The organism is Clostridium sp. E02, from assembly GCF_003833015.1.
GTDB lineage: Bacteria > Bacillota > Clostridia > Lachnospirales > Lachnospiraceae > Lacrimispora.
Map to the genome: position 1 here is coordinate 1 of NZ_RJLQ01000032.1, position 23,530 is coordinate 23,530.

The following is a 23,530-nucleotide window of genomic DNA, read 5'->3' on the forward strand; positions in this document are numbered from 1 at the left end:
GTTAGTAATACCTTTCTGATTGTGTCCACCTCATTTCTAAGTCATGAGGTTCTATTATAATATATGAACTACTAATTGGGACATAATCATTTGTGATACACTAGGACATTATCATAAATGAATCATATATTTATATTGTGGTTGTGACAATGTATTGACTTTGATACTTTTTCGTGTTAAACTACCAAACAATACATATAAAGTCACAAGCTTATGCCAAAGATGGCAGCGCCGAAGAGATCCTTTTGCGCTGCTTTTTTACAAAACGCATATCCGCTTGGCGACTGTGGCTTAATTTGACAAAAAGGAGAGAACATCGCATGAATGATTTTTTCATCGCACAAACGTTTGGTAAATCCTCTTATTACACGGATATTCCAAACCACTTATTCAAGGAACACAATGTTAAAAAAGGTCTGAGAAATGACGATGGAACTGGTGTACGCGTAGGGCTTACCCGAGTCTCTGACGTTGTAGGATATAATATCGAAGATGGAAAAAAAGTTAATGTCCCTGGCAAACTTTACTATAGAGGAATTGAAATCAGCGATCTGGTAAATGGAAAAGAATCCTCTCGCTATGGATTTGAAGAAACTTCATTTTTACTATTATTTGGTTATCTCCCTTCCAAAAAGGAATTGATGGATTTTACTGCCTCTCTGAGACAGAGTTATCCTCTTCCGAATGAATTTCTGGAAAAAAACATGCTAAGAACCCCCTCCCACAATTTGATGAACAGCCTTCAACAAAGCATACTGGCCTTGTACAATTGTGATGAAGATCCAGATAATATTGATCCCTATGAAACTCTGCTAAAAGGGATTAACATATTGGCAAAACTGCCTTCTCTTACGGTCTATGCATATCAAAGTAAAATCCACTGCTACAACCGGGAAAGCCTGATTATTCATTATCCAAAACCCGAATATTCCATAGCGGAAAACATTCTTTATTTATTAAGAAAAGATGGGAAATTTACCGAGCAGGAAGCGAATCTTTTGGATGTAATGCTTATGATCCATGCAGACCATGGAGGTGGTAACAACTCAACTTTTACGAATGTAGTAATCTCTTCCACTGGCACTGATATATATTCTTCAATCTCCGCTTCCATCGGTTCCTTAAAGGGACCCAAGCATGGTGGAGCCAATATTCGTTGTATGGAGATGATCAAGGCGATTGAAAAAGAAATTGGCTTTCATGCGACTGAAGATCAAATGAAGCGTGTGATTCAAAAGATTCTATCAAAGGATTTTTTTGATCGTACGGGACTGGTCTACGGATTGGGGCATGCAGTCTATACCATTTCGGACCCTCGGGCTGATTTATTAAAAATATGTTGCGAGAAATTAGCCAAGCAGAAAAAAAGGGAAGATGAGTATGATTTTTTAACTAAATTTGAAAAAGTAGCCAAATCTTGTCTTGCTGGAAACGGAAAAACACTATCCAATAACGTAGACTTTTACAGTGGGTTCGCCTATAATATGTTAAAAATACCGGAAGAGATCTTTACCCCATTATTTGTATGTGCCCGCATGGTCGGGTGGCTGGCTCATAACATTGAAAACAAGATGTATGATGGAAGAATTATGCGTCCCGCTACAAAATACGTTGGGCAAACCATGCCTTACAAAAAAAGAAAGGAACGATAATATATGATACAATTATATGACAGTGGAGCTTATTTGATCAATGGAACTGAACTTATTCCGGAACAGGAAGAAAAAAAAGTTGCTGCTCTGACCGGAACTACAATTGCAAAAGAAGAAGCAAAAAAAGGAACGATCTCCTACTCTATATTAAAGGCACATAATAGTTCTGATAACATGGAACAGTTGAAGTTACGATTTGATTCTATGGCATCTCACGATATTACTTTTGTAGGTATCATTCAGACTGCCCGAGCTTCTGGACTAACGGAATTTCCTATCCCTTATGTCATGACAAACTGCCATAATTCCTTGTGTGCCGTTGGTGGTACCATCAATGAAGATGATCATGTATTTGGTCTATCTGCCGCAAAAAAGTATGGTGGCATCTTTGTCCCTCCCCATATTGCAGTAATTCATCAATATATGCGGGAAATGATGGCAGGATGTGGACGTATGATATTGGGCTCAGACAGCCATACTCGTTACGGCGCTTTAGGAACTTTAGCGATTGGGGAAGGCGGAGGAGAACTGGTTAAGCAGCTTTTAAAAGACACTTATGATGTTACCTATCCCGGAGTCGTTGCTATTTATCTCACGGGAGCACCAGCTCCTCATGTCGGACCTCATGATGTTGCACTTGCAATTATCGGAGAGGTATTTAAGAATGGATATGTAAAGAATAAAATCATGGAATTTGTGGGACCAGGAGTCTCCTCTATGGATACAGACTACCGGAATGGGGTGGACGTTATGACCACAGAAACCACATGCCTTTCCTCCGTATGGAAAACCGACGATGATACCAAAGCCTATTTAACGCTTCATGGCCGCGGAGATTCTTATAAGGAATTGAATCCAAAAGAGGTTGCTTATTATGATGGTGCAGTTACCGTAGATCTAAGCAAAATCAAACCAATGATTGCCATGCCGTTTCATCCCAGCAATACATATGAAATTGATGAACTGAATGATAACTTGGAAGATATTTTAAGATCCGTGGAAAAAGAAGCCGTACAGATCGTAGGCAATTCCAACGCCTCCCTCTCTCTTATGGACAAAATATCCGATGGGAAACTGATGGTTCAACAGGGAGTAATTGCTGGATGTGCTGGAGGAAATTACTCAAATGTAATGATGGCAGCTCATATCCTGAAAGGGAAAAACTGTGGCAATGATATGTTTAACCTGTCCGTATATCCTTCTTCCCAGCCAGTCTATATGGATCTGGTTAAGAAAGGAGTTATCTCCGATCTAATGGGTGCTGGTGCAACAGTACGTACTGCATTCTGTGGTCCCTGCTTCGGTGCTGGAGATACCCCTTCTAATAATTCATTAAGCGTTCGTCACACCACAAGGAACTTCCCCAATCGGGAAGGCTCCAAACCAGGAAGTGGACAGATCTCCTGCGTTGCACTTATGGATGCCCGTTCTGTCGCTGCAACAGCAGCAAATGGTGGTCGTCTTACTTCTGCGGAAAACTATGCAGATGATTACCAAGTTCCAGCCTATGAGTTTGATTCATCTTCCTATGAAAGAAGAGTTTACCAGGGATTTGATCAGCCTATAAAAGAAGAATCATTGGTTTATGGGCCTAATATCAAAGATTGGCCCACGCAAAGTGCACTTACGGACAATATTCTTTTGCGCGTGTGTTCAAAGATCATGGATCCTGTAACAACTACCGATGAATTGATTCCTTCTGGTGAGACTTCTTCTTATCGTTCCAATCCTCTGGGACTTGCAGAATTCACTTTATCCCGACGGGACCCAGAATATGTGGGTCGTTCCAAAAAAGTAAGTGAACTGGAAACGATCAGAAAAAATGGTGCCTGCCCATTAGAAGCAGACAAAGAACTGGAATCAACATTTTTAGCACTTCGTACTTATTTAGACCAACCAGAGCTAAAAGCCAGAGATATCGAAATTGGCAGCATGATCTATGCAGTCAAACCTGGAGATGGATCAGCCAGGGAACAAGCAGCTAGTTGTCAAAGGGTATTAGGTGGTCTCGCTAATATTGCCCGTGATTATGCGACCAAACGGTACCGTTCCAATGTAATCAATTGGGGGATGCTCCCCTTCCTACTTGCGGAAGAACCAGATTTTTCAGTCGGTGACTTTATCTACGTCCCAGGGATTCGTGCAGCACTTGACGGTTCGATGGAATCCATCCCTGCATATGTTGTTAAAAATATAGAAGGAAAACCGATACAGGAAATCAAACTGCAAATTGCAGACATGACACCAGAAGAACGAGCCATTGTAAAAGCTGGATGTCTGATTAATTACAACAAAGAAAAAATAGCGAAATAAATTTATGTTAAGAAAGCCGGAATGGGGATCCATTCCGGCTTTCTTTTAATCACCTATCATATTTCGTATTCTTACTGGTGTTCGGTAATTCCATGTAGAAATCTTAATCCCACTCCTCCTGCTTGCCGCATGGACGATCTGACCATTCCCAATGTACATCGATACGTGATTGACCTTTCCTCTGCTATTTGCATAAAAAATCAAATCACCAGGCTTCATCTCACTTGATTTTACTGCTTTTCCCATTCCTGCCTGTGATCCGGAATAATGGGGGAGACGAATTCCAAATCTAGAATAAACTGACAGGGTAAATCCAGAACAATCTGCCCCTTTTGTAAGGCTTGTTCCTCCCCATACATAGCGATTCCCTAAAAATTGAAGGGCATAATTAACAATTTTTGTTCTTAAAGAGGCTTCTGCATTGGCTTTGTCTTCCAACGGAGAGAACTTAATTGCATCAGGAAGGGCGTAGCGGACATCCACATAGTCTGTGGATACAAAGGCACTGCTATCCTCCTCTAATTCTATCTCAATCCAACCATCGACTTGTTTTAACACTGGATATCGTTCGTTGTTTGAAATTTGTGTCCAAATCTTAGCATCCGTAGATGGTTCTGATCTGGCATTTAACATATCTGTGTTAACAATTGCCATCAGCTGTGCCACTTGCATTGCCTCGTCCTTGGCTGCCTGCCCCGTTAGAATGTAATCCGATTTTACATATCCAGTCACGCTCCCGGAATGAATCTTATACCACCCATCTTCTGTTGTCTCTATGATATCACCCGCTGCTTTACTTGGCATCTTCGCGATGATCTTACTTTTTTCATTGGGTTCTTCTCTAACATTCAAATAATTGTCAACATCTGATATCCCAATGTTTTTATAGAAATTAAATACCATGGCTTTCAAATCTAATTTTCTAGCTTCATTCAATGCATACTCTAACTCTACATAGTCTGAGGAAAGATACCCCGTTGTGGTCTGAACCCAGCCTTCTTGTTCACCGATCACTTCATACCGTTCATTGGTCAACGCCTGTCCTACCACGTCAGAACTCGTAGATGGCTCTTTTCTAATATTTAAGTTATCGGTCTGTACAATTGCTCTCAACTTTACAAGTTCTTTTGCCTTTTTCTTCGCCTTATCATCAGTCAGTACAAATTCCGAATTAATATATCCTTCAATTCCACCGGATGATATGTGATACCAACCAGTATCCGTCTTATCCAATATATCACAAGCACTGTCTCCCAACAGCTTACCTATCACATCTTCCTCGGTGCCTGGCGCTTTTCGTACATTCAAATATCCAGATACTTGTACGATTCCAAGATTTTTATAGGATGCGATGGTTTTTTCTTTTGCTTCCACAACGGATTCTTTCGCTGCCTTCTTTTCTTCCTCAACACTCATTGAAGCAATCGCTTCCGAGCCTGTGGCAACGACTGGCTTTATCTGCCTGAATTTCTTTACCGATATACTAGTTGCAGTAACAATGACTGCGCATAAAACGACCGCACCTGCGATAACCAAAAACTTTTTATAATCCTTATTTCCACGTTTCTTCCTTGCCTTATCCAAACGAATGATATAATCTTTCTTTTCGTTGTTGTTTTCCATTCTGTATTTTCTCTCCATCCTCATATATTCTTACGTTTTACCGATTCAGACTATGAGCCTATCTGCCTAAGTATAGCATAAAATATGAGGTTTTGCGACACAAGACTGGCAAAAAATTATTAAGATTGTGTTACAGAATTAATAACATTTCATTTTTCTACAAAAAATCCTGTAACATCTTTTTATGGGGAGTTTTGACTCTATAGATCAAAAAAGACTGAAAACGTCATGAATCCGTCTTCAGTCTTTAACAAATCATACTCATTTTGCCAGCATCATACGATCGTTCGTAAACGTTTCCCCACTCGCTTCTTCAAATCTTTTTAACAAATCTTCCACTTCCAGCTTATTTTTCTCTTCTCCTGACACATCATAAATGATCCGTCCTTCGTGCATCATAACCAAACGATTGCCGATGTGTATGGCATCCTTCATATTATGGGTAATCATAAGCGTAGTCAGATTTTGTTCCTTTACGATTTCTTGCGTAATTTCAAGTACCTTTCTGGCTGTCTTAGGGTCCAGCGCTGCGGTATGTTCATCCAAAAGTAATAGCTTAGGCTTTTGAAGCGTCGCCATTAAAAGGGTGAGCGCCTGACGCTGTCCCCCAGAAAGAAGTCCCACTTTATTGGTCATGCGATTCTGCAAGCCAAGCCCTAGTTTTAAAAGTGCATTTTGATAGAATTTCTTTTCTTCCGATCTGATTCCCCATGCCAATCCTCTCTGCTTTCCTCTCCGGTAGGCAAGTGCCATATTTTCCTGAATTTCCATTCCAGCTGCTGTGCCCATCATAGGATCTTGAAATACTCTTCCAATAAATTTGGCCCTTTTGTATTCTGGCAGTCTGGAGATATTCACTCCGTCAATGCTAATCTTACCGGAATCAATGGGGTATACCCCGGCTATCATATTTAACATGGTGGATTTTCCTGCACCATTTCCTCCGATAACCGTAACAAAGTCCCCCTCATTTAATTGGAGGTCTATGCCGTTCAATGCCTTTTTTTCGTTAATGGTATTCTTATGAAACGTTTTTTTAACATTCTGGATTATCAGCATAGTTATACCCCTCCTTCTGTATAAGATTTTGATAGGCGATATTTTCTTACGATCACAGGAACACATAGTGCTACTGCTACAATTACTGCAGATAACAACTTCATGTCATTGGCATTCATTCCCATTCGAAGTACAATCGCACGGATGAGAAAATAGATCACAGAACCCGCTACCGCCGAAGCAAGCTTACTTCCAAAGGATAAAAGTCTCCCCATTAAAACTTCTCCAATTACAATCGCAGCAAGACCGATTACAATGGCACCAGTCCCCATATTAATATCCGCAAATTTTTGGCTTTGGCAGACAAGCCCTCCCGACAAGCCTACCAGTCCATTGCTGATCATCAGCGCCAAAAGCTTGGTGAAATTAGAGTTTACTCCCTGTGCCCGGATCATGGCCTCATTATTACCAGTTGCCCGCATAGCACTCCCAATCTCGGTTCCAAAAAACCAATAAAGAAAAACAATCACTACGATAGATACTCCGATTCCAATTACAATGGAACCTGCTTGTTTATTCATACCCATACTAGTAATAAACTGAGAAAATATGGTCTTTGTCTTTAACAATGGAATGTTGCTCTTCCCGCTCATAATCCTAAGATTGATAGACCACAAACCAATTTGAGATAAAATACCTGCCAGAATCGCCGGAATCTCAAAGACGGTATGTAACAATCCAGTTACCGCTCCCGCCGCCATACCTGCCAATGTCGCTGCTAAAAGTGCAATCCACGGATCTACCTTGAAATTAAGGATCATCACCGCGCAAACACAACCTCCCAGGGCAAAGCTTCCGTCTACCGTTAAATCCGCAATATCCAATAGCTTAAATGTGATATACACACCCAAAACCATGATTCCCCACAAAACCCCCTGAACCATTGCATCTTGTAAAGATACTAGTAAACCACTCATATATCATTCCTCCGTATCTTTCTTTTAGGTATAAATGCCTTACATAAAAAATGCTCTTCTGGCATCTATCCTATTCAAGATTTGACACGTCGATCCCTAATGATTTGGCTGTTTCTTCATTCACAGTTAATTCACACTTTTCGATTGGTAAATATTCAATTGGCATTGTTGAAATATCTGCCCCGTCTTTTAGAATTTTAACCGCTTGCTGGCCGGTTAAATAGCCAAGTTCATAGTAGTTAATTCCATAAGTAGCCAGACCACCGGCTTTCACCATTCCTTCTTCTCCGCAAATTGTGGGAATCCCATTGTCATTGGCTACCATAGCAACGGTAGTCATACCAGCCGCAATGGTGTTGTCTGTCGGCGCATAAATGGCATCAACCGTTCCAACCATAGAAGTAACCACCGTTTGAATCTCATTGGAGCTTGATACCGTATAATCTACAGCCGTCATTCCCTCTGCTTCAATTGCCTTTTTTGCCATCTCTGCTTGTATACCTGAGTTAGATTCGGCAGTACAATAAAGAATTCCTACTGTCTTTGCATCTGGAAGAATCTTTTTAAGCAAAGCGATTTGTTCTTTTACAGGAGTTAAATCAGACGTACCACTTACATTCCCAGCAGGGGCATCGTTACTTTCTACTAAATCAGAAGAGGCAGGATCTGTGACTGCTGTTATTAAAACCGGTATGTCACTTGTGTTTCCTACAACTGCCTGTGCTGCCGGAGTTGCGATAGCCAGAATCAAATCATCTCCATCATTTACTAGCTTACTGGCAATCGTCTGACAGGTAGACTGATCTCCAGAAGCATTCTGTTGGTCAATGGTATAGTTAAGACCTGCATCATCTAATGCCTTTACAAAGCCCTGATTAGAAGCATCCAGTGCTGCATGTTGAACCAACTGTAATACACCGATCGTATATGACTTTCCCTCAGCAGTTTTTTCTGTCTGGGTTTCTTCTTCACTCATCTTATCTGTTTGTGTAATCTCTGCTTCCGATCCTTTTTTTGAATCTGATTTTTCCGGGTCTGCATTGGCACAGCCCGCAAGGGATAACATCAAAAAGCCCGATAATACCAGAGATATTGCTTTTGTCATTTTTTTCATAATCATCTCTCCTCTTCCTTAAATAACTAGTCTTGTCTTGAACTTATTCGTATGATACTACAAAATATATTCCTCGTCAATTTTATTACATTAATTTTATGCGTTTTTAAAGCATTAAAGTGATTTTTGTGAATTTTGACGAAATAAAACCAGTCTGTGAGGGATTTCCTATAACATAAAAAACCGGAGAAATTCATTCTCCGGTTCAGCCGTTTAATTGGTCATAAATCCTTTTCCAATGATTTCACTGGAATTTGAAATTAAAATGAATGCAGACGGCTCCACATTACGTATATAATTTCTCAGTTTGAGTGCCTGAGATCGTTTCATTGTTGTTAGTATCACTGTCTTTTTGTGATGAGTGAACGCTCCCTGTGCTTCATAAACCGTTGCACTCCGATTAAGACCGTGTATAATATACTCACATATAGGTGTCGGATCATCACATATGATACTGAAACACTTACACAAATTGATGTTTTCAATGACATCATCAATCACGAGGGATTTTGCTAAGAGCCCCAGAGTAGAAAATAATCCTGTCTCAGGTCCAAATACAAAATATGCCATAATAACAGCGGCGACGTCAACTAGTAAAAGCACCGTTCCAATATTGTAACTTGTAAACTTCTTTAGAATCATTGCAATAACATCTGTTCCTCCACTAGAAGCTCCAACGCTAAACAAAATGGCAGATCCCACACTTGGCAGCAATATGGCAAAGATCAACTCCAGAAGCGGTTCTGTCGTCAATGGTCTTGACAAGGGACACAGATGTTCCAATAGATACAAAAATACAGACATCAAGACACTGGCGTAAACCGTTTTAATCCCAAATCCCCGCCCTAAAAATAAAAATCCAACGATTAATAAAATCGTATTCACAATGGTTGTAAACTCACCCGGCGACCAGTGAGTAAATGCACTGATAACGGTCGAAAAACCAGTGATACCTCCAAATGCAAAATTGTTTGGAAATTTGAAAAAGTAAATTCCGATTACCATAACCCAGATACTGAGTGTTATAAGTCCATACTCCATAAGCGTTCTCAGTACTTTATTTTCTGTCTGCTTCATGATTCTTGTTTTGTCTCCTTCGGTCATCTGACCGGTTTTATTATTCTTTTAGGTTAAGATGTTTCCATCTCTTCCCATTAGAATATAACTCAAAGAGGCAACGAATACAAACATCATTCTATCTGATACACTCACAATCTTTCTATTGTGAAACAAAAATAAAGCCAATATCAAAAGAAAACGATAAAATCAACCTCCACCCCATACTCTACTAGTTTTTTGATTGCCACGTCAATCATTTGTTTCCCCTTCCATATCATCCATTCCTTAATTCATATAGTTTTTAATAATATGATTGATTCTAGTAATAATAAGTCCCCCTAATAATCCAATCACCAATCCCGCAACTGTACCTGCTAGCAACAACATTGGAAGATAGTAAAAAATACCCACCTGCTGAACCACGATAGATGCCACACAGATCTGCCCAATGTTATGAGCGATTCCTCCCAATATACTAATTCCAGTAGTCCCAAACCAGTTAAATTTTTTACAAACAGCCATAGTAAAGAGACTTAATCCCCAACCAGCCAGACTATAGAATAGAGCAAACATATTTCCAAATGTAAACCCTACCAACACAATTCGAAGCAAAGAAATCACCACAGTCCCCCTGATTCCTATGGTGTATAGTCCAACAATTGTAACCAGATTGGCCAGTCCCAGCTTTACACCTGGAATCCCAAGAGAAATAGGAATCAAACTCTCAATAAAACTAAGAACAAAGGCCAAAGCAATCAGCATCCCATAGACTGCAGCGAATTTTGCTGATTTATTTTTATTCATAAAATTTCTCCTTTTACGTCGCATTTCACGCTTATTTTATCACACATCTTTCATGATGTAAAAGAAAAAACCCGAAAGCGACATTACACTCTGTCGACTTCCGGGTTCTTATGATAATTATTTATTGGTCCGCCTGACTGAGGCAGTCTTTTACTCCCGTTGCAAATCCTTCTAGATTAATACTTACAGATGCAATGGCATCTGTATATCCTTCTTGATTCAGCAATCCTTCTATAGACTGGTGATCCAATACATAACTCACAACAGATTCCGCTTGCTCGTGCCACTTCGGACCGTCCTCTGTCATTACATACGCTCCATCCATGGATAACTGGCTCTTTTTATTTCCTTCTTCGTCGATGCAGTCCCAAGTCAAAGCAGTTATTGTATTATCCTTGATTGTCATGGAGACCTGATCTTTATAACCGCTCTCGGTGAATTCGGGCGATTCGTAGGAATAAGATCCAGCCTTTGATCCATTGGTTGCTGGTTCTTTCTCTGCAGATGCCTGACTGAGACAGTCTTTTACTCCCGTTGCAAATCCTTCTAGATTAATGCTTACGGATGCGATGGCATCTGTATATCCTTCTTGATTCAGCAATCCTCCTAAAGACTGGTGATCCAATACATAACTTACAACGGATTCCGCCTGCTCATGCCACTTCGGACCGTCTTCTGTCATAACGTACGCTCCATCCATGGATAACTGGCTTTTTTTATTTCCTTCTTCGTCGATGCAGTCCCAAGTCAAAGCAGTAATTGTGTTATCCTTGATTGTCATAGAGACCTGATCTTTATAACCACTCTTGGTGAATTCAGGCGATTCGTAAGAATAAGTTCCCTCTTTTAATCCACTGGTTGCTGGTTCCTTCTCTGCAGATGCCTGACTGAGGCAGTCTTTTACTCCCGTTGCAAATCCCTCTAGATTAATGCTTACGGATGCGATGGAATCTGTATATCCTTCTTGATTCAGCAATCCTTCTAAAGACTGGTGATCCAATACATAACTTACAACAGATTCCGCCTGCTCATGCCACTTCGGACCGTCTTCTGTCATAACGTACGCTCCATCCATAGATAACTGGCTCTTTTTATTTCCTTCTTCGTCAATACAGTCCCAAGCCAAAGCAGTTATTGTATTATCCTTGATTGTCATGGAGACTTGATCTTTATAACCACTATCGGTGAATTCAGGCGCTTCGTAGGAGTATGTTCCATCTTTTAGGGTAGACTCACCTTGTTCGTTCGATTCTTCAGCCTGTTCTGACTCAGGTTTTGTTTCAACCTCTTCGCCTCTCGCCTGGGCAAGTGCTAATCCAACCGCTTCCTTTATTGCGTTGCTGCTTATTGTAGCACCTGAAACAGCATCAACCTCTGTAGATTGACTGGCAAGAATGGAATCCGTAAGTTTAGGCAATACCATATCTAGAAGTGTTTCTTTCTCTCCTACTACTTCGATGAATTCCATGCTTTTATTTGATACAGTTACCTTTGCGGTTACGATACCTCCATATCCTTCAGTGGTACCTGTATAAGTGCCTGATGTGTATAATTCTGGTCTAACTACATGATCAATTGCCTTATAAAGGGGGTCAGACCCAAAAATAGTAGCGCCAGCAAGTAGTATCATCGCTCCCAGCCCAATATATCCATTTCTCTTTGCGTTACCTTTAATCATAATTCCTCCTATGTTATAAAGTTTGATTATATTTTAACATACTCGTTCAGGTTCAGCAATCAATTTATAAAATTTTAATTATATGGTAGGAATAAAAATTATATGATATAATTGTAGCCATTCTTAATCCAGCCAATAGTACGGATGGATCTCAAGAAAATCAAAATTATGTATAAGAGGATTTTTAACTATGGAATTAAAGAAAAAGAAAAAAGAAGTTATTTTAATTGTTGTTATAATCATAATATCTTGTATCCTGCTGTTGGTAAATCACTTTCTTTTCTCAAAACCAGCACGGCAGGTGACGATATCTGTAGATGGGGAAATAATTGAGACAAAAAATCTAGATCAAGATGCTGATTTTGTAGTAAAAGGCTACAACAATGGAACCAATCGGATCATTATAAAAAATGGGACTGTCCATGTTTCCGAAGCCTCCTGTCCTGACAAGATCTGCGTACATCAAGGGACGATCAATCATACAGGGGAAAGCATTGTATGTCTCCCCAATCGTCTGATTGCTACAATTACAGGAGATTAATAAGCACTCACTCTCCCCTTACATCGCCAAAGAAGAACAACGCTACCGTACCTGGTCCAGTGTGGGAGCCAATCACCGTTCCAATTTCGTGAATTACAATGTTCCCTTTTAGATGAGGAAATCTATCTTCGATGAGAGCTGACACTTCTCTGGCATCATCGACAGCAGCCGAATGGGATATGAAACAGGGCCCATCGTAATTTTCTCCATGGTCTGCATGAAGTTCCATCTGCTTCACCATTTCCCGAATTGCCTTATGCTTTGTACGGATCTTTTGTTTGAGAACTAGTTGTCCGGAATCGTTTATAGTCATAAGTGGGCATATATTAAGTACAGTCCCCAACATCGCAGAAGTTGCAGAAATCCGTCCCCCTCGCTTAAAACTGCTTAAATCAGCAGAAAAAAACCAGTGGTGAACGGTTAAGCGTTTATTTAGAACCCATTCAGCTGTCTCTTCAAGACCCAGTCCCTGATCTCTAAAATTCGCGATCGCATCAATCAAAAGACCGTACCCAGAGGATGCACCAAGGGAATCTAATACAACAATTTTTTTGTCTGGATATTTTGTACGCATCTCGGAAGCTGCTGCACAGGCAGAGTTATAGGTTCCGGATATACCAGAAGATAAAGTGACATGAAGTATATTTTTCCCCTGCTTTAGAATTGGCTCGAAAAATTCGCAATATTCCACTATATTGACCTGAGAAGTTGTGGGTTTTGATCCTTTTTTAATCTGGTCATAAAATTGACTCAGGGAATAACTTTCCCCCAGATCATCCGGATAAGTCTCCCCGTCAATGGTAAAGTGAAAACTAACGTAGGGAATCTGGCGGTCTAAAAAAAATTCTTTATCCATATCTGCTGTTGAACAACAGGTCAAAACATATGCTTCCATAGTTCACTCCTTTTTAATTCTTCGTCTGTTTTATAATTACCCCTATAGAGGAATCTTAACCACAAATTCTGTTCCAATGTCTAAAACAGAGTGTACCGATATGGTGCCATGGTAAAAATTCACGATGTGCTTTACGATAGAAAGTCCAAGCCCCGTTCCACCCTGTTTCTTGCTTCTGCCTTTATCCACCCGATAAAACCGTTCAAAAATACGTCCAAGAGATTCCTTTGGAATTCCCACTCCGTCGTCCTTTACTTTTATAAGCAAATTTCGGTCCTCTTCCGTTACAGTGACCCAAACTTCCCCACCAGGCTTATTATATTTTACAGCGTTTGTAATAAGATTCCCAATCAGTTCTTTCATCTGCTGTCCATTGGCATAGATGCAGATCGGTTTGCAATCCGTATGAACCAAAACCTCACGGGTTGCCGCAAGAGGTTTAATGGAATCAATGATATCCTCCACCAAAATGGATAGGCGTACATCACTTTTTAACACTTCCGCTTCCTTTGTCTCAAGCCGTGAAATCATTAAAATATCATTGATCAGGCTGTTCATGTTGGAGGCTTCTTTCTTGATTCTTCTTAAAAAGTCTATTTTTTGATCTTCATCCTGTATGATACCACTTTCTAATAATTCTGCATACCCCTGAACAGATGTAATTGGTGTTTTCAATTCGTGAGAAACATTACTGAAAAATTCCTGGCGAATCTGTTTTTCCAGTTCAATTTGAGTTAGATAATCTTTGACATTTTTAGACATTTTCGTGGTGGTATCCGCAATAATATTTATCTCTGGATATTGATATGTCTCAAAAGACAAATCCGTATAATCGCCATTTACCTTTCGCATTTCCTGAGATATCTCCTTTAATGGTCTGGTGATGGATTCCGCAAAGCTGTCTGCGGAAAAGGCGGAATAGAGAAGCGCAACAAGAAAACTCAGCCAAACTGCGGGAAGCAGCAACATCAGATATTCTTTCATTCCTGTATATGGAATCGCCATACGCAAAATATAGTCCGCCCTGGAAGAACGAACTGCCACATAGAGCATATTTTCTTTTAGCGTATGAGAATACCTCCTAGAGGTTCCAACACCTGCTGATTTAGCTTCTTTAATTTCTTCCCTTTCCTTGTGATTATCCAATAACTCCACTGGTACATCCCCTGTATCAGCGATCACACTCCCATCCATACGAATAATGGTAAAACGACTCTGATTGTCATTCAGAGTCGTTTTCATCTTTGCAATTTCAGCTTTAACATCAGCAGAATAGTCCAGAACTTCATCCATTGCTTTTAATGTATACCGCATATCATTCTTAGAGTTTTTAAGAAGCGCACTGCTCGACGCAATATAAAAAATAGAACTGCTGAGTACCAGCACGACTAGTATAATTTGGATAAATTTTTTAAATATAGCTTTTTTCATACTTTCCTCCACATACCAAATGAATCCGCCTCCTGCATTACCCTTCTGTCTTAATAAATCGATATCCTACACCCCGAATGGTTTTAATACAGGAACCACCGTTTTCTCCAAGTTTCTGACGAAGCGTTCGAATATGCATATCAAGAGTTCTGGTTTCACCATCATAATCGTAACCCCATATATGATTCAGCAGCTCATCTCTGGTTACCACCTTATTATGATTTTCCATAAGATATTGCAATAAGTCAAATTCCTTTAACGTAAGCTCTACTTTTTTTGCTTCACAATAGACTTCTCTGGTTTTTTTATTCAGATTCAGACAATATCGTTCTAGTTCTTCCTCTGATGCCTGTCCTCTAGTACTACGACGTAGCAAGCTACGGATCCTAGCTGCCAGTTCCATGACCCCAAAAGGTTTTGTCATATAATCATCGGCACCTCCATCTAGTCCTGCCACTTTATCAAATTCTCGATCCTTAGCAGTCAAGACCAGAATGGGAGTGTCTTTTAAAGATTCATTTTTACGGATTTTTCGAATCGCAGCCATTCCATCCATCCCAGGCAGCATTAAATCAAATACTGCTAGGGATGGCTTGTCTGCTTCCATATGTTTTAGAGACTCCTCTGCCATCTCAAATGCAGATACTTCATAACCAAAGCCTTCCAACGCTATTTTTATCAAATCTCTTATGTTATCGTCATCCTCTATTACATAAATTCTTTCCATACATTCTCCCTTCCTGGCAAGACAAAATCATGCTAGTTCTACTTTTTTACATCTCTTCTTTCACGTAACTCGCAATGTTATGCGCATGATCGGAAATTCTTTCCAAATTGCTTAATGCATCTAAGAATATTACTCCATTTTCTGGTTTACAAGTCTGATTGGACAATCGTTCAATATGACGTTCTCTTAAATCTTCTTCCAAACTGTCTACGTTTTCTTCACTTTGAACGACTGCACGTACCAATGACATGTCTGTGGTCTCTCTTGCTTTAATAGACGATTCCAGCGACTTTCTTACCGCGTGAAACATCTCCTTCATCTCATTTTTTGCTTCTTCTGAAAAGACAATCTTGCGTTCCGCCTTTTCTGCAGCCAGCTCTGACAAGTTCTCACAATGGTCACTGACACGTTCAAAATCACTGATTGTATAGAATAGATTCTTCACCGATATATGCTGTTCTTCATTCAGGGATTGATTGTTGATTTTGATTAAATACTCGGTTAGAATTTTTTCATACTCATCAATTTTTTGCTCCATTTGTTCTACTAACTGGATATCTGATTTGTTATTTCCAAGCAAAGCTTCCTCTGCTAGATCAAAATTTTCCAATGCAGCATATCCCATATTTACAACTTCATGATTCACGTTTTCTATGGCAAAGGAAGGAGTCTCTAAGATTCTTTCATCCAAATGCCGTCTCATGACACCTTCAGAACTTTGCTCCTCTTTTTCTTCATCCTTGATCAGCATTCCGGAAAGTTTTACTAAAAGTGCTGCAAATGGGAATAAGATTATGGTATTGCTTACATTAAATATGGTGTGAAATATGGATATCTCCACACTACTAATTCTTGAGATTGCCAATACAGGATGGATCTGGAAAAATATAAACATCACAATTCCAAATATAATCGCTCCAGCCAAATTAAACATCAAATGAATGGCTGCCGCTCTTTTTGCTGTTTTATTCGCTCCAAGACTAGAAAGCAGTGCAGTGACACAGGTACCTATATTCTGACCAAGCGTAATAAAAATTGCGGATTGCCAGTTTACAATTCCATTCAATGCGAGTGTTTGCAAGATACCAACTGAGGCTGAAGAACTTTGTATGACACCAGTAACAATAAGACCCGCAAGAATTCCCAATATAGGATTTTTTCCAAGAGCTGTAAACGCCTGGGCAAATATAGGAGCATTGCGGTATGGAATAATGGAAGCGGACATAAAATTAAGTCCAATAAATAAAACACCGAACCCAACTAGAATTTCTCCTGCCTGTTTTTTCTTTTGGTTTTTAGAGAATAGACTAAATAGGGCACCAAGTCCCACCAAGGCAGGCGCAAAAAACTCTGGTTTTAACATCTCTCCCCATTCACTCATAGACACGATCCAGCTAGTAACTGTCGTACCAATATTCGCACCCATGATAATTCCCACTGCCTGCTGCAAGTTCATGATTCCTGCATTAACAAAACCGACTACCATAACCGTAGTGGCAGAGCTGCTTTGAACGATCGCTGTGATACAGGTTCCTAACAATACTCCCATAATTCGGTTGTTGGTCAATGCTCCTAAAAGCTGTTGCAATTTATGACCAGCAGACTTTTGAAGACCATTTGCCATAGAATCCATTCCATAGAGGAACATCCCCAGTCCTCCTATGAATTTAAATAGCATTTGTATATCCGTAATTGACATCTCTTCCTCCTGAGTTTCATGACAAGTCATGTTATGTAAGTATCATATCAAATCTATGTAAAGTATTATACATATGTTTGTAAATTTTATGTAAATTTTTATCTTACTGTAAAATTTCCTTATAGACACGTAATACATTTCCAAAAAAGACTGCTTCAATCTCCCGCCCACTAAATCCTTCTTTTTTCATAAATTTTTCTAAAAGAGGCAGATCTTCTGGAGACCGCATTTCCAAATTTCCACCGATCCCATCAAAGTCAGATCCCAGCCCGATACAATGAATCCCACCTACCTTTTTTAGATGTTTCATATGTTTCACCATATCCTCCACCCGACTAATTGAAGACTCTCCCCTTTTCCAATTATATAGAAAGTCCGCACAATAATTAATGCCAGTCACTCCCCCCCTGTCTGCCAGTTTTCGGATCATATCATCGGTCAGATTTCTGGGATTAGAGGCAATGCTTCTTGCATTGGAATGACTGGCAACCAATGGCTTTTGTGTATACTGGAACACATCATAAATACCTGCATCCGATAAATGAGAAAGATCAATGATCATTCCCAGCCTTTCCATCTCTTCCACAAACAAAATACCCGTTTCTGTCAAACCGTGTTCCGTATCCGGTTCAAAAAATGCTTCCTCATTCTCCACCCAGATCCGGTTGGGATACGCCAGTTCATTCTTATGGTTCCAAGTCAGAGTCATCATACGGACACCAAGACGGTAAAAGTTCCTTAAAAATGCAAGTTTTCCCTGGCAAACTCCACCTTCTTCGATGGTCAGCATCGCTGACATCCTCCCCTTATTCTGATTCTTATCGATATCCTGATACGACGTTACGATCCCAATTAAATCCGGATATGCCTCCAGTTCTGTATAAAAAAGATCCAGAAGTTCCATACAATATTCAAAGGGATGCTCCTGCTTTTTTAGTTCTGTAAATAACGCAAAATTCTGCAAATAGTAATCTCCCTTTTTCATTCTTTTCAGATCAATATGGCAGTCATTTTTTAATATGGAACAAATCTTCCCTTCTTCTTTCCATTCGTACAGCTTTGAAATCGTATCGCAATGCATATCAATAACTTTCATATAATGTCCTTCCATTCCCATTTATTTCGTTGCAAAAGGAGCAACCCTTTTATGAGCCACTCCTTTTGTACTATGCAAATAGTAACACTGATATGTAACTTTTGCAAGAATATATTAGATTGTTATTCACTGCGCAGGGCATCAATGGGATTTAAGTTAGCAGCCCGGCTTGCCGGCATATAACCAAATAGCAAACCGATTCCCACTGAAACACTGAAGGAAATAATTACGGCACTCGGCGTGGGGGTAGCAGTCATTCCCATCGCAGTTCCTATGAGTGTGGTAGCAATCGAACCTATTACGATCCCGACAACACCTCCAAGAGAACTGGTAACAGCTGCCTCTATTACAAATTGCTGCATAATATTATGTTTCTTCGCCCCTAGAGCTTTCCGGACTCCGATTTCTCTAGTACGTTCCGTTACCGATACCAGCATGATATTCATAACACCTACTCCTGCAACCAGAAGAGAAATCCCAGCAATGCCTCCAAGCAACATAGACATCATAGAAATCATAGAATCTAAGGAATCCAATAGCTCATTCATCGCTGTTACTCGGTATAAATTATCATCTTTAAAAATTCCCAACAATAAATCATTAATCGTTTTTTTTGCTTCCGTCGTATGATCCATATCAGCGGTAGAAAAAATAAAACTGCTAATTTGAGAACTATTGTTCATTTTAGCTGCACAGCTATAGGGAAGATATAACACGTCATCCGAACCACCAGCTTCCAGTTCATCATCATCTTGTCTTGAAATCACCCCAACAATCCGGTAAGCGTAGCCATCTATTTTTATGGTTTGGTCAATTGCTTTGTCCACGCCTCCATATAATTCCCAGGCCACATAATAACCTACCACACACACCTTTTGTCTAGATATAATATCAGGATACTGAAGGAAACGACCAGCATCAAGGGTCTGATCCTTCATTGTCAGATAGTCCTCACTAACACCTGTTACAGTCGTATCCGTGGTGGATTCCGTTCCATTTTTTATTGTAGAAGATAATGAAACATTGGGAGTCATATGGTCAAATAAATCCGTGTGATCATCATAAAATTTATACATCTCATCCACGGTTACATATCTGGTTGAGAGATTTGATACATTAACATTAATCTGGTTGGTTCCCATACTGGCAAAACTTTCTGTCATATAAGACATTTGTCCATTCACAAGGCTTACCAGAATGATGACCGACGCCACACCTATAATGATTCCAAGCATGGTGAGGAAGGAACGCATCTTATTCCCCCAGATACTCTTAAGAGCCATTTTAAAGGATTGCAGAATATTCATTTACGTCTCCATCGAAATTAATTTTGCCATCATGTACCTGAACCACACGTCTGGCCTCTAACGCTATGGTACTGTCGTGTGTAATCATAACAATCGTATTCCCTTCATCGTTTAGCTTCTTTAAAAAATCCAAAACCCCTCGGCTGGTTTTGGAATCCAATGCTCCTGTAGGTTCATCTGCAAGAATAAGGGAAGGATTACCTGCCAGAGCTCTGGCAATAGAGACTCTTTGCTGCTGACCTCCAGATAGCTGGTTAGGAAGATTTCTCCATTTTTCTTCCAAGCCTACCCGTTCTAGAGAGGCCATAGCACGCTCCTTCCGTTCCCCCGTTCCCACTCCTGCGTATAAAAGGGGAAGTTCCACGTTTTCCAAAAGATTTAATTTTGGTAGAAGATTATACTGCTGGAATATAAAACCTATCATCTTATTCCGAATCTGAGCCAGCTGGTTATCGGACATTCTACCTACATCCGCTCCCCCTAATAAGTATTCTCCTGAAGTTGGAACATCCAGGGCGCCGATGATATTCATAAGCGTGGACTTTCCACTTCCAGATTTTCCTACTATAGCCACAAATTCTCCACGAGTGATGGTTAAAGTTACTCCGTCGTTTGCACGGACCTCTTCGTCGCCCATCTGGTAAATTTTATAGATATTATTTAATTCAATTAAAGGTTCTTCCACTTTCTCCACCTCCTACTTCCTTTGGGATCCGCCGCCACCACCTCTGGGGCCACCGCCCATGCCACCACCGACTCCACCTATACCGCCTGGCATCATCGTATCCTGAGTGGTACGAACAGTAGATTCTGCAACATAAACTTCCTCATTTTCTTCCAAACCGCTGGTAATTTCCACATAATCATCGTTAATCAAGCCAGTGGTAACCTCCACAGCGCGGAAGCCAGCCGGAATATCACCCTGAGCTTCTTTCACCGTTTCATCCTTTACATAAACCTCATTTCCACGCTTTACAGAATCAGCGGGCACAGTTAACGCATCTTTTGCCTCAGCCAGAATAATTACTCCGTCCACATTCATACCCGGAAGTAATTCATCCAAACCGTCATTTAACGTGACTGTAACCGGATAATTGGTAACTCCATTCGAAGCAGAGCTTTCCAGACTCACATTGGTGACTGTGCCAGAAAAAGACTTATCGCTTACCGCATCTGCTGTAACAACTACGTCCTGACCCACTTTAACGGATTTTACATCCAACTCATCCACTGACATCTCAAACGTGTAATTGGACATATCATAAATAACAGAGAGGGTTGTGCTTCCACTTGAACTTTTGGTAATTTTATCCCCTGCTTTCACAGACTTCGCAATGACTCTTCCGGAAATAGGAGCAGTAATTGTATAGTTGTCATATGTGTCCTGAGTACTTTCCAGGCTACTTTTTGCTGATTCAAGGGTCGACTGGGCCTTCTCTAAAGTATCTTTATAAGTACGTAATAACTTTTCTGCAGACTTACTCTCCATTTTAAAAATAGGGGTTCCTTTTGACACATAATCTCCTTCATGAACTAAGAGACTTCCGACTTCCACACTGGCCGACAAATCTGCCACCATAGTTGTTTCGAGTTTTGGCTCAAACGTTGCCTCCATACTGCAGACAAAATCTCCCACTATTGCTGTTGCCGCACTTTCCGTAGTAAGACCTCCTGGATTCGTTACATCTATGGTTACATAACGGACAATGCGACCGCCGGTTAACGTGACCTCCATACTGCTAACTGAAGTAACAACTGCATTAATTTGTTCACCGGTATCTGTCATAGTTAAAGTCGCCGGATTCCCAGCTGCCATCTGGACCGCATCACCTGTCAGGAAAGGGACTTTTATTTTCATAGTTTTATCATCGTATACATCAGCAATACTTGTACCATTGCTGACTTTGTCTCCTTCCTTAATCGACAGGGACTTTATGTAACCACTCTCCGTCGATTTATAGGTGTTCCCACTATAATCACTTAAAGCAGTGTTATAATCGCCCAAATCAATTTCGTAAGTTTCCTGCGCTCTGTCTAGAGTGTTTTTCACTGAAGTCAACTCCGATTCCTTAGAAGAGGTATCAATTTGATAGAGGACCTGACCCTTCGTCACCTCATCCCCTTCTTCAAAATCTGCCGTAACCACCTCGCCTTCAACCAGGGATGTAATATCGTAGGTATCTTTTGGAGAAATTGTCCCAGAAGATGAAAGCTCAGAAGTAATATCTCGTTTAGTCACCGTGGCCGTTCGAACGCTTTTTGACTCTGAAGAAGCTTTTTTGGATTTTTCAAAATTAAATGCTGCAAAAATCCCTGCTAGAGCCACAAGTATAATAATTAGAATGATTAAGACCTTTTTCCCTTTTTTACGGTTTGTTTTTTTCTTTTTTTTAAATATTTTCTGGATGATTTTTTTCATTCCTGCTTCTCCTGTTAATCTTCTATATAATCAATGACAGATCGTGTTTCATTCCCTTCACTGTCAGTTGATAATGTATAAATCAAGTTTACCGTATCACCCACCCTGAAATCTCCGTAAGAAGAAAAAGCAAACTGCATATCAGTGCCGGCCAACTCATACGTATTGCCGTCATCCAGTATGATAGCGCTCGGTGTCATTAAATCGGTGGAATCATAAACTATATTACTTATCTCTCCAAATACAGCAGAACGACCGCTTTCATTTTCAGTTCCAACTGTGTAGAGCCATACAGTCTTGGAAAGCTGGTGATAGTATATTAGTACACCATCTGAACTTTCAAGTGCAACATCAATCGCGTCACTGGATTTTGATACTGCCTCTCCGTCAAGATAAACATTAGCCTCTTTTAGTTTAAATGGTAAATAGGAGTTAAGTCTGCTCTTACTTCTGACAACTTTCGGTCCTTTCAGGCTGTTATCTACCATAGTTAAAGGATTAATCTCCCCCTCCTCCGTAAGTTCGCAATCCAGACTCTTACCAAACATGGTACCGGATTTAGTGTCTGTCTTTAGAAGATTATAGAATAAGTTGATACAGTCTTCCTTTTTTAGAATTTCTTGCGCATCTTTATTAATATTTTCATCCAGTTCCAAAAAATGATATTTAGAAAGTCTAGATCCCGTCTGATCTCCGGTAAAATCGGAATTTTCATACTCCAAAAGTCTCAATATCCCTTTCACAGCGTCTTGAAGTGTTATGTATTCATTCGGCTTGAAATCCCCACCCAGATATCCGCTCATCCAGCCTTGTTCTGCCGCAATGCGAATTGAAGCTGCATATTCATGTTCTCTATTCACATCAGCAAAAACAGAGGTGTTGCTAACACCATTTACCGTGCTTCTAAATGACGAAGCGTTCACCAGCATATTGGAAAATTCCCCTCTTGTCACCATTGTATTTATACTTGTGACATTCATAATACCCGAAACTCCGATTACTTTTTTCCTTAAATTAAAATTAGTTGATGCTTCCCCAATTATAGGATTTACCGCCGTAGCTATCATAACAACAGCCAGGGAAGCCCCTACTCTTCTTACATTCATCCAAATTTCTCCTCTCGTCAATTAAATTGCCTTTTATATTAACAAGGTACTCTGCTATAATCATGCCACTACGCATCTTTCCACCATATC

Annotated in this window: 19 protein-coding genes; 3 read left to right on the forward strand and 16 right to left on the reverse strand. The window is 40.1% G+C overall.

The window, feature by feature from the left end; translation table 11 throughout:
• The first annotated feature begins 320 nt into the window (after window positions 1-320).
• The gene (locus tag EFT72_RS17855) at window positions 321-1,652 is read left to right on the forward strand and encodes a citrate synthase (RefSeq protein ID WP_124068274.1); all 1,332 of its coding nucleotides are present in this window, start codon (window positions 321-323) and stop codon (window positions 1,650-1,652) included.
• Window positions 1,653-1,655: 3 nt separating this feature from the next.
• Window positions 1,656-3,965 carry a hydratase gene (locus EFT72_RS17860; RefSeq protein ID WP_124068275.1) on the forward strand — a complete coding sequence of 770 codons (2,310 nt, stop codon included), beginning with the start codon at window positions 1,656-1,658 and terminating at the stop codon, window positions 3,963-3,965.
• Window positions 3,966-4,010: 45 nt separating this feature from the next.
• Here EFT72_RS17860 and EFT72_RS17865 read toward each other — a convergent pair whose 3' ends face one another.
• The 7 genes from EFT72_RS17865 to EFT72_RS17895 form a co-directional block, all read right to left on the reverse strand.
• Window positions 4,011-5,588, reverse strand: a complete 1,578-nt coding sequence (locus EFT72_RS17865; RefSeq protein WP_243110056.1) for an SH3 domain-containing protein — start codon at window positions 5,586-5,588, stop codon at window positions 4,011-4,013.
• Window positions 5,589-5,849: 261 nt separating this feature from the next.
• A complete protein-coding gene (locus EFT72_RS17870) occupies window positions 5,850-6,647 on the reverse strand; it encodes an ABC transporter ATP-binding protein (protein WP_124068277.1) in 798 nt (265 codons plus the stop codon).
• Between the two features lie 2 nt (window positions 6,648-6,649).
• Window positions 6,650-7,564, reverse strand: coding sequence for an ABC transporter permease (locus tag EFT72_RS17875; protein ID WP_124068278.1), 915 nt, complete (start codon window positions 7,562-7,564; stop codon window positions 6,650-6,652).
• Window positions 7,565-7,634: 70 nt separating this feature from the next.
• Entirely contained in the window at window positions 7,635-8,678 is a 1,044-nt protein-coding gene (locus EFT72_RS17880; protein ID WP_124068279.1) for an ABC transporter substrate-binding protein, read from the reverse strand.
• A 213-nt stretch (window positions 8,679-8,891) separates the two neighbouring features.
• Window positions 8,892-9,755 (reverse strand): YitT family protein, encoded by an 864-nt coding sequence (locus tag EFT72_RS17885; RefSeq protein WP_124068280.1) that lies wholly within the window; start codon window positions 9,753-9,755, stop codon window positions 8,892-8,894.
• Window positions 9,756-10,022: 267 nt separating this feature from the next.
• Window positions 10,023-10,541, reverse strand: coding sequence for a Gx transporter family protein (locus tag EFT72_RS17890; protein ID WP_124068281.1), 519 nt, complete (start codon window positions 10,539-10,541; stop codon window positions 10,023-10,025).
• Window positions 10,542-10,662: 121 nt separating this feature from the next.
• A complete protein-coding gene (locus EFT72_RS17895; protein ID WP_124068282.1) occupies window positions 10,663-12,219 on the reverse strand; it encodes an FMN-binding protein in 1,557 nt (518 codons plus the stop codon).
• Window positions 12,220-12,409: 190 nt separating this feature from the next.
• Between EFT72_RS17895 and EFT72_RS17900 the strand changes: the two genes are divergently transcribed.
• On the forward strand, window positions 12,410-12,760 hold the full coding sequence (locus tag EFT72_RS17900; RefSeq protein WP_124068283.1) for a NusG domain II-containing protein: 351 nt from the start codon (window positions 12,410-12,412) through the stop codon (window positions 12,758-12,760).
• A 7-nt stretch (window positions 12,761-12,767) separates the two neighbouring features.
• Here EFT72_RS17900 and EFT72_RS17905 read toward each other — a convergent pair whose 3' ends face one another.
• From EFT72_RS17905 to EFT72_RS17945, 9 genes are all read right to left on the reverse strand, one after another.
• Window positions 12,768-13,655, reverse strand: a complete 888-nt coding sequence (locus EFT72_RS17905; RefSeq protein WP_124068284.1) for a DegV family protein — start codon at window positions 13,653-13,655, stop codon at window positions 12,768-12,770.
• 42 nt (window positions 13,656-13,697) lie between these two features.
• Window positions 13,698-15,086 (reverse strand): ATP-binding protein, encoded by a 1,389-nt coding sequence (locus EFT72_RS17910; RefSeq protein ID WP_124068285.1) that lies wholly within the window; start codon window positions 15,084-15,086, stop codon window positions 13,698-13,700.
• 37 nt (window positions 15,087-15,123) lie between these two features.
• Window positions 15,124-15,813: a response regulator transcription factor gene (locus tag EFT72_RS17915; RefSeq protein ID WP_124068286.1), complete on the reverse strand. Its 690-nt coding sequence runs from the start codon at window positions 15,811-15,813 to the stop codon at window positions 15,124-15,126.
• Between the two features lie 46 nt (window positions 15,814-15,859).
• Window positions 15,860-17,512 (reverse strand): Na/Pi cotransporter family protein, encoded by a 1,653-nt coding sequence (locus EFT72_RS17920; RefSeq protein ID WP_124068287.1) that lies wholly within the window; start codon window positions 17,510-17,512, stop codon window positions 15,860-15,862.
• Between the two features lie 103 nt (window positions 17,513-17,615).
• Window positions 17,616-18,608, reverse strand: coding sequence for a dipeptidase (locus EFT72_RS17925; RefSeq protein ID WP_124068288.1), 993 nt, complete (start codon window positions 18,606-18,608; stop codon window positions 17,616-17,618).
• A gap of 122 nt (window positions 18,609-18,730) precedes the next feature.
• Entirely contained in the window at window positions 18,731-19,915 is a 1,185-nt protein-coding gene (locus EFT72_RS17930; protein ID WP_347561904.1) for an ABC transporter permease, read from the reverse strand.
• On the reverse strand, window positions 19,893-20,600 hold the full coding sequence (locus EFT72_RS17935; RefSeq protein WP_124068289.1) for an ABC transporter ATP-binding protein: 708 nt from the start codon (window positions 20,598-20,600) through the stop codon (window positions 19,893-19,895). Before EFT72_RS17935 ends, EFT72_RS17930 begins: the two co-directional genes overlap by 23 nt.
• A 12-nt stretch (window positions 20,601-20,612) precedes the next feature.
• On the reverse strand, window positions 20,613-22,334 hold the full coding sequence (locus EFT72_RS17940) for an HlyD family efflux transporter periplasmic adaptor subunit (RefSeq protein ID WP_124068290.1): 1,722 nt from the start codon (window positions 22,332-22,334) through the stop codon (window positions 20,613-20,615).
• Between the two features lie 14 nt (window positions 22,335-22,348).
• The gene (locus EFT72_RS17945) at window positions 22,349-23,440 is read right to left on the reverse strand and encodes an S-layer homology domain-containing protein (RefSeq protein ID WP_124068291.1); all 1,092 of its coding nucleotides are present in this window, start codon (window positions 23,438-23,440) and stop codon (window positions 22,349-22,351) included.
• Window positions 23,441-23,530: the final 90 nt, after the last annotated feature.